This is a genomic window from Pseudomonas sp. GD04091, assembly GCF_029836165.1.
Lineage (GTDB): Bacteria > Pseudomonadota > Gammaproteobacteria > Pseudomonadales > Pseudomonadaceae > Aquipseudomonas.
In genome coordinates, this window is record NZ_JAOEBG010000010.1 from 174,123 (window position 1) to 180,661 (window position 6,539).

Genomic DNA, 6,539 nt, shown 5'->3' on the forward strand with positions numbered 1-6,539 from the left:
CCTGATGACCGAGCGAGTCAGTGGCACGAACGGTCAGATCAGCCTCACCAGCAAAGGCGCGGCCAGCAGGTTCAGCAGGCCGGTCAGGACCATGACCAGCCCGGCCACGGAGCCCTCTTCGCGTCCGACCTCCTGGGCCCGGCTCACCCCGGCGCCATGGGCGCCGACGCCGAACAGCGCGCCCCGCGCCAGCGGTGTGCGCAGCGGCAGCCAGCGCAGCAGGATGCCGCCGAACATCGCCCCGAGCACGCCGGTGAACATCACGAAAACCGCCGTCAGCTCCGGCACGCCGCCCAGGTCCTCGGCCACCGGCATGGCGAACGGCGTGGTGATCGAACGTGGCAGCAACGACAGGCTGACCGAATCGTCCAGCGCCAGCAGGTGCGCCAGCACCCACGAACTGCCGATCGACGCCACGCTGCCGGCCAGCATGCCCACCAGCAAGGCCGGCCAATGCCGCGCCAGCATCGCCCGTTGTTGCCAGATCGGCACCGCGAACGCCACGGTCACCGGCCCCAGCACGCCCATCAGCCAGTGGGTGTTGCGGGCGTACTCGACGTAGGCGGTGTGCAACGGCACGGCCACCGCCAGCAGCAACGCCGGAACCAGGATCAACGGTGACAGCAGGTAGCGGCCGCTGCGCCGGTACAGCCAACGGCTGCCCAGGTAGGCGCCCAGGGTCAGTGCCAGCCAGAACAACGGCATGGGTTCAAGGCTCATGGCGCAACCTCCAGCGGCACACCAGCTCGACGGTCACCGCAGTGACCACCATCACCAGCAAGGTGCTGAGGGCGATCACCAGCAGGATGCGCCAACCCTCGCTGCGCAGCAGGCTGCCGTAGTCCAGCAGGCTCATCAGCGCCGGGATGAAGAACAGCAGCATTTCCGCCATCAGCCAGCCGGCGCCCAGTTGCAGGGTCGCCGGCTTGAGCACGCCCGTGGCGAACAGCACCAGCAGCAGCGCCAGGCCCATCACGCCACCGGGGATCGGCCAGGCGAGCCAGGCGGCCAGTTGGCCACCGATCAGGAACAGGGCCAGCAACACCGACAGCTCGGTGAGCAGGCGCAGGGTTTTCTTCAACAATGCAGGATTCATGGGCAGGGTTTCCTCGACAACGTGCCCATTGTAAAAGTCGCGCACCTAGGCCAGAAGCGAATTGTTAGACTGACAGGCATTCCAAAATGGAATCCAACGATCATGGAATTCAAACAGCTGCGCAGTTTCATCGAGGTCGTGCATCGCGGCGGCTTCACCCAGGCGGCGGCCACGCTGCATATCAGCCAGTCGGCGGTGAGCAAGCAGGTCGCCCAGCTGGAACAGGACATCGGCCAGCCACTGCTGGAGCGCGAAGGCTCGCAACTGCTGCTGACCGCCGCCGGGCGCATCGTGCTCGAACGCGGCGAGGCCCTGCTGCGCCAGCGCCAGGAATTGCTGAGCGAACTGGACGACCTCAGCCAGATGGCCCGCGGCGAGCTGCGCCTGGGCCTGCCGTTGCTGGGCAGCGACGCGCTGTTCGCCGGGTTGTTCGCCGAGTACCGACGGCGCCACCCGAACATCGCCATCCAGCTGCTCGAAGGCGGCAGCCGCATGGTCGAGCAGGCGGTGAAAAGTGGCGAACTGGAGCTGGGCGGCAGCCTCACCCCAAGCGATCCGGCGTTCGAATACCAGCCCTTCTGCAACGAACCACTGGAGGCCTTGCTGCCAGCCGGGCACCCACTAGCCGGGCAGGCTGAAGTCGAACTGGCGCAACTGGCCGATACGCCATTTCTGCTGTATCAGCGCAGCTTCGTGCTCAACGACCGGCTGCTCAGCGCCTGTCAGCAGGTGGGGTTCACGCCCAAGGAAGGCGGGCGCAGCGGCCAGGCGGACTTTCTCGCCGCGCTGGTGGCGGCCGGGCAAGGCGTGGTGCTGCTGCCGGCGATCGTCGCCCGGGCGCTGGAGCGGCCCGGGGTGGTGCGCCTGCCGTTGCGGGCGCCGGAGTACCTGCGCTGGGACATCGCCTTCATCTGGCGGCGCGGGGCTTACCTGTCACGCGCGGCGCAGGCGTGGCTGGCGTTGCTGCGCGAAGATTCAGCCGCGCATTGAGGCAAACGGCCCAGGCGACATCAACCTTTCAGGACAGCGGCGAACTCCGCCAACCAAGGCTCGGCATCGGTCTCCGGGGTCACCGTCTCGCTGGCATCGAGCCGCAACATCGGCAGTACCTCGTTCACGCCCAGTTCGGCAAACAACTCGCGCATCTGTTCGCCGCCGCCGCAATACGTGTCGCCATAGCTCGAATCGCCCAGGCCGATCACCGCACCCGGCAAGCCGCGCCAGGCCGCCGGCAGCACGTCGCGAATGATGCTGTACAGCGGCATCAGGTTGTCGGGCAGCTCGCCCATGCCGGTGGTCGAGGTCACCGCGAGCAATGCGTCCGGGGCATAGCCCTCGATGTCCTGCAGGGTGGCACGGGCGGCGTGCCAGGCGTCCAGGCCGGCGGCCTTGAGCAGCGATTCGGCGTGGCGGGCGACTTCTTCGGCGGTGCCGTACACCGAACCGGAAATAATGGCGACTTTCATCGGGTGAGGATTCCGAAACTGAGTGAAAACGTAGGATACTAGCACCCGACAGTGGCAAAAGGCCTGCTCAGCCCAAAGTCACATGCCCGCGCCGTCATCCGACGAGTGACCTGAACAAAGCCCATTTGCCGCTGTCCATCGCCGTGAAGAAACCGCCCCCTTCGAGTTCGACCATGCAAGCAGACGCCCTACTTTCCCAGGACGAACTGGATTTCATCCAGGACATGCAGCATTCGCCCCAGCTGAACCTGGCCGACCCCATGTCGAGCCTGCTGGTCAATGGCGACCGTCGGCTGAAGGACCTGCTCACCCGCCTGGTGGCCAACGAGCAGGTGACGCTGCAGGCCAGCTTCAATAACCAGCAACTGAGCTTCCCCCTGCAACTGGTCGAGGACGAGTTCCACGCCCTGCACCTGCAGCTGGGCTCGCCGGACATCTATGAAGACGGCCCCATGCTGCGCCCCTGGCGCCTGTCGCTGGAGCAACCGGTTGCCCTGCTGGACGATCACGGCCAGGCCAGCGACCTGTGGGTCCGCGACATCTCGTTCAAGGGCGTGCTGGTGGAGGTGCGTGGCGGCGCCGAAGCGCCCGCGCAATTCGACCTGCGCTTCGCCGCAGAGGACATCCCACCCATCGGCCTGCTTGGCCTGCTGCGCCGACGCATCGGCCCACGCCTGGCCGCCTACGACCTGTCCCACAGCCCTGCCGAGGAAATCGAGCGCCTGCGCGAATACATCCTGCAGGCCCATCGCCAGGCCCACCCCGAACTGCACGCCCAGGCTCCCAGCACGTTCTGACGACCGTCCGCCCGCTGAAACTGACCGGTCATGATCCATCGGCGATAATCCGTGCCCGATTCTTGCAAGCATGCCTGCGCCGCCCACCACCCCGGGCCGCACGCCAAGGGGCCGGCTACCCGCCAGCCCCGTCGCCAGGAGATACACGATGTCTACCCCACCCGTCACCTTGATGGTGTCGCGCCGCGCCGCCCATGGCCGCTACCAGGACCTGCTGGCCTGGCTGCATGAAGGCGAACAGCTGGCCACCGACTTCCCCGGCTACCTGGGCTCGGGCATCCTCGCGCCGCCTGTCGAGGGCGACGAATTCCAGATCATCTTCCGCTTCACCAACGAGCAGACCCTGCACGCCTGGGAGCACTCGGCCTCGCGCCGTGCCTGGCTGACCCGTGGCAATGGCCTGTTCGAGCGCCCCAAAGAGAGGCGCGTAAGCGGTATCGATGACTGGTTCGGCACCAACATGGTGCAAAAACCGCCGCGCTGGAAGCAGGCCATGGCCATCTGGCTGGCGTTCTTCCCGGTCTCGCTGCTGTTCAACCTGCTGTTCGGCCACTGGCTGGCGCCGCTGGACCTGCTGCCCCGGGTCCTGATCAGCACCCTGGCCCTGACGCCGCTCATGGTGTACCTGTTCATTCCCCTGTCGACCCGGCTCCTGGCCGGCTGGCTGAACCCCGCGCCACGCAAGGCGCAGGGCGGTTCCACAGGCCTGCGCAGCCGCTGAGGCGCAGGCACGCAAGGCCACGCAGTTCGGGTATGCTGGGGCATCACGCACGGACAGACGAACAGACCGCCCGAACATGAACAGCCCAATCCTCATCACCGGAGCCAGCCAGCGCGTCGGGCTGGCCCTGGCCCTGGAGCTCGCGCAGGCCGGCCATACGGTGGTCAGTGCCAGCCGCAGCCTGCATCCGCAAGCGGCACATCCGAATATCCGGCAGTTCCAGGCCGACCTCACCCGCGGCGAAGACCGCCAGGCCCTGATCGACCACCTGCAGCGCCACTACGACGGCCTGCGCGCGATCATCCACAACGCCTCGCTGTGGCTCGACGATGGCCTGGACAACCTCGACACCATGTTCCGCCTGCACGTCGAGGCGCCCTACCACCTCAACCTCGCCCTGGGCGAGCTGCTGGACAAGGTGGACAAGGCCGACATCATCCACATCTGCGACGAGACCTCCTCACGTGGCAGCAAGAGCCACATCGGCTATGCCGCGACCAAGGCCGCGCTGCAGAACATGGTGCTGTCGTTCGCCGAAAAATACGCGCCGAAGGTGCGGGTCAACGGTATCCTGCCCGGCCTGCTGATCCTCAAGGAAGGCGGCGACGACGAGTACCGCCAGCAGACCCTGAAAAAGGCCCTGCTGGAATTCGAACCCGGCGCCCGCCCGCTGATCGACGCCGTGCTGTTCCTGCTCGACAGCCAGTACAGCACCGGCAGCCAGGTGGTCATCAACGGTGGCCGCCATCTGAAGAACCGCATGACTTGAAGAGACTGCCCATGACCCCGCAACAACAACTCGAACTCGAAGCCGCCGCATTCCGGCGCCTGGTCGATCATCTGCAACAGCGCACCGACGTGCAGAACATCGACCTGATGAACCTCTCCGGCTTCTGCCGCAACTGCCTGTCGAAATGGCTCAAGGCCGCCGCCGACGAACGCCAGGTCGAACTGAGCCTGGACGACGCGCGCGCGCAGGTGTACGGCATGCCCTATGCCGAGTGGAAAGCCCAATACCAGAAAGAAGCCAGCGCCGAGCAACAGGCGGCGTTCGAACAAGGAAAACCCCGTGACTGACCTGAACACCCTGCGCAGCAGCCTCGCCAGCGGCGAGCACGTATTCGCCGATACCCTGGCGTTCATCGCCGCGCACTACAGCTACCAGCCCCAGGCCTTCGACAATGGCGACGTGCACAACGCCGCCGGGCAGAACGAAGGCTCGTGCAAGACCCTGGGCCTGGCGCTGCTGGAAGGGCTGAGCGACCAGGAAGCGCTGCTGGCCTTCGGCGAACACTACCGCAGCGTGGTGGCCACGCCCGAGGGCAGCGACCATGGCAATATCCGCGCCCTGATCAAACACGGCCTGGCGGGCGTGAAGTTCGCCACGCAGCCGCTGACGCGCCTGGCCTGATAGCGGATGGGGCCGCGAAGCGGCCCCAAACCAAGACAGTTGCGCCGCAGCCTTTGTGGGAGCCGGCTTGCCGGCGATGAGGCCGACACAGGCGAGATCAGTTGATGACCTGGCCTGGTGCGCCAGCCTCCAGGCGCCCCTGCCGCAACCACCCCAGCGCAATCGGCCACAGGCTTTCACGAAAGCGATCATGAAAGAACGCGAAGTGCCCGATCTCGCCCACCGAGATATCCCCGGGCGCAACGCGCAGATGCCGCCGCTCGGCCCCCTGCAGATACCCCAATAGCCGCTCGGTGGCCGCCACCGTGCCGAACGGATCGTCCGTCAGGCTGATGGCCAGGGTCGCCGCCCGCACCTGAGCGAACGGCGGCGTCTCGAGCAGGCGCCCGCTGGGCCGGTGTTCATAGCGCGGCGTGCGGGTGCTCCAGTCGTGCACCACGCCGGCCGGGGTATCCTCCAACCAGCCCAGGCGCTTGCCGGGAAAGTAGCCGAACACCCGGGTCAACAGCGGCATCAACACATGCCACTTGCCGAACAGTTGCCAGCGCTGGTCCGCCGCATAGTCGCGCCAGTAGGCGAACTGCGCCCCCACCAGCACCGCATGGCGCACCTGCGCCGCCGACGGCGCCAGCCCCAGCGCCCAACCACCGAAACTGTGCCCTACCACATGCACCGGCTGGCCGGGATGCTCGGCGGCGGCCAATTGCAGCATCGCCTCGAAGTCCAGCCGCCCCCAGTCGCTCCAGGTCGCCTGGAAACCACGCATCGAGGCCGGACGCGACTCACCGATGCCCCGGTAGTCGTAGGTCAGCACATCGAAGCCCTGGGCGAACAGGTAGTCGGCGAAGCGCGCGTAGTAGCGGCAGCGTACCGAGGTGGCGGCGTTGATGATCACCAGCGGGCGCTGGGGGTCAGGCTCGGCGTGGCGCCAGCGCCAACCCCCGAGGCCGTAGCCGTCGGCGGCGACATGACGAAAGGCACAGGCGGGTTGGGTGAGGCTGCTCATGGCGCGCTCCCTGCGGCGTCGCGCCATGCTGGCGGACGGGCT

Annotated in this window: 10 protein-coding genes; 6 read left to right on the plus strand and 4 right to left on the minus strand. The window is 66.9% G+C overall.

Annotated features, from left to right (window positions below; genetic code table 11):
• Positions 1 to 33 precede the first annotated feature (33 nt).
• Both N7422_RS14840 and N7422_RS14845 read right to left on the minus strand, forming a co-directional pair.
• Entirely contained in the window at positions 34 to 720 is a 687-nt protein-coding gene (locus N7422_RS14840; protein WP_279807231.1) for an LrgB family protein, read from the minus strand.
• Positions 710 to 1,096, minus strand: a complete 387-nt coding sequence (locus N7422_RS14845; RefSeq protein ID WP_279807232.1) for a CidA/LrgA family protein — start codon at positions 1,094 to 1,096, stop codon at positions 710 to 712. The genes N7422_RS14840 and N7422_RS14845 overlap by 11 nt, the downstream gene beginning before the upstream one ends.
• Before the next feature lie 102 nt (positions 1,097 to 1,198).
• Between N7422_RS14845 and N7422_RS14850 the strand changes: the two genes are divergently transcribed.
• A complete protein-coding gene (locus N7422_RS14850; protein ID WP_279807233.1) occupies positions 1,199 to 2,086 on the plus strand; it encodes a LysR family transcriptional regulator in 888 nt (295 codons plus the stop codon).
• A gap of 20 nt (positions 2,087 to 2,106) precedes the next feature.
• Here the strand turns inward: N7422_RS14850 and N7422_RS14855 are convergent, their stop codons facing one another.
• Complete coding sequence (locus N7422_RS14855; RefSeq protein ID WP_279807234.1) at positions 2,107 to 2,562, minus strand: flavodoxin; 456 nt, start codon at positions 2,560 to 2,562, stop codon at positions 2,107 to 2,109.
• 173 nt (positions 2,563 to 2,735) lie between these two features.
• Here N7422_RS14855 and N7422_RS14860 point away from each other — a divergent pair, with 173 nt between their 5' ends.
• From N7422_RS14860 to N7422_RS14880, 5 genes are all read left to right on the plus strand, one after another.
• Positions 2,736 to 3,359 (plus strand): hypothetical protein, encoded by a 624-nt coding sequence (locus N7422_RS14860; protein ID WP_279807235.1) that lies wholly within the window; start codon positions 2,736 to 2,738, stop codon positions 3,357 to 3,359.
• A 148-nt stretch (positions 3,360 to 3,507) separates the two neighbouring features.
• Positions 3,508 to 4,080 carry an antibiotic biosynthesis monooxygenase gene (locus tag N7422_RS14865; RefSeq protein ID WP_279807236.1) on the plus strand — a complete coding sequence of 191 codons (573 nt, stop codon included), beginning with the start codon at positions 3,508 to 3,510 and terminating at the stop codon, positions 4,078 to 4,080.
• Between the two features lie 76 nt (positions 4,081 to 4,156).
• Complete coding sequence (folM, locus tag N7422_RS14870) at positions 4,157 to 4,849, plus strand: dihydromonapterin reductase (protein WP_279807237.1); 693 nt, start codon at positions 4,157 to 4,159, stop codon at positions 4,847 to 4,849.
• Between the two features lie 11 nt (positions 4,850 to 4,860).
• Entirely contained in the window at positions 4,861 to 5,157 is a 297-nt protein-coding gene (locus N7422_RS14875) for a DUF1244 domain-containing protein (protein WP_279807238.1), read from the plus strand.
• Entirely contained in the window at positions 5,150 to 5,491 is a 342-nt protein-coding gene (locus N7422_RS14880) for a HopJ type III effector protein (RefSeq protein WP_279807239.1), read from the plus strand. The genes N7422_RS14875 and N7422_RS14880 overlap by 8 nt, the downstream gene beginning before the upstream one ends.
• A gap of 97 nt (positions 5,492 to 5,588) precedes the next feature.
• Here N7422_RS14880 and N7422_RS14885 read toward each other — a convergent pair whose 3' ends face one another.
• Positions 5,589 to 6,497, minus strand: a complete 909-nt coding sequence (locus N7422_RS14885) for an alpha/beta fold hydrolase (RefSeq protein ID WP_279807240.1) — start codon at positions 6,495 to 6,497, stop codon at positions 5,589 to 5,591.
• Positions 6,498 to 6,539 lie beyond the last annotated feature (42 nt).